The sequence below is a fragment of the Nocardia sp. 852002-20019_SCH5090214 genome, from assembly GCF_001665865.1.
Lineage (GTDB): Bacteria > Actinomycetota > Actinomycetes > Mycobacteriales > Mycobacteriaceae > Nocardia > Nocardia nova.
In genome coordinates, this window is sequence record NZ_LZMK01000341.1 from 1 (window position 1) to 842 (window position 842).

Genomic DNA, 842 nt, shown 5'->3' on the forward strand with positions numbered 1-842 from the left:
CTGCTGCTGCACCAGATCGGTGGTCTTCCGGTGCCTTTCCACGTCACCGGGTTTCCGCACTGAAGACACGACCGGGAGGCGACCATACGGCCAGGCTACAAGTTTCTTCCGGACGAAACTCCCCCTCTGACACGCCGTGGTGCAAGAGGTGTGACCGGAAAATGGGACCGGAAGGAAGGAGGTTGGGCAGGTGCGGTTGCCCCGCGCATCATGTGCCTCACCCGTCCCAACCGGAAACCACAAAGACAGGAAACATCGCACTGCGCTCAGGGGCTCTGCGGCTCGGCGGCCGTACCCCATTTCGGGTACCGGACCCGCACCCCGGTCCGACCGGGCTCCGGCCGGTGGCCATGGCGGGGGTTGCGGACGGCCCTATGCTGAGCGGTGCCGGGCCCGGCCAGGCAGATCGGAACTCTCGGGGCCGGGCCCGGACCAGAATCGTCGTCAGCCGCGGTTGCGGTGCTCGGTTCGGTCAGTTGCAGGAGGCTGCGAACGGATAGCACGGCGGTGCCGGCGGCGGCGCGGCCGGTGCCGGTGCCACCTGCTGGGGCGCGACCGCGGGCGCGGTGCTCACCGGCGCGGTGTCGTCGGTGCGGGTGGGATGGGCGTGGGTGAGAGCCAGCACCACCAGCAGCAGGACCACACCACCCACCACCGCGCCGAGGACGGCAAGGATCGGCGTCGGCGAGGTGCTGTGATAGCCGTGGAAGTGCGGATTGCGGTAGCGCCCCGGGCGGGCGCGGCCGCGGCGCGCGCTCACCGGCCCCGCCGCTCGACGTGATTCCCGCGCGGTGTGTGTCCCCTGCGGCCGGTCCCCTCTACAGCCTCGATCCCCATACCCG

1 pseudogene is annotated in these 842 nt (G+C 70.5%); it reads right to left on the bottom strand.

Annotated features, from left to right (window positions below):
• Positions 1-472 precede the first annotated feature (472 nt).
• Positions 473-842, bottom strand: a pseudogene (locus A5780_RS27025) (hypothetical protein); the annotation flags it as partial.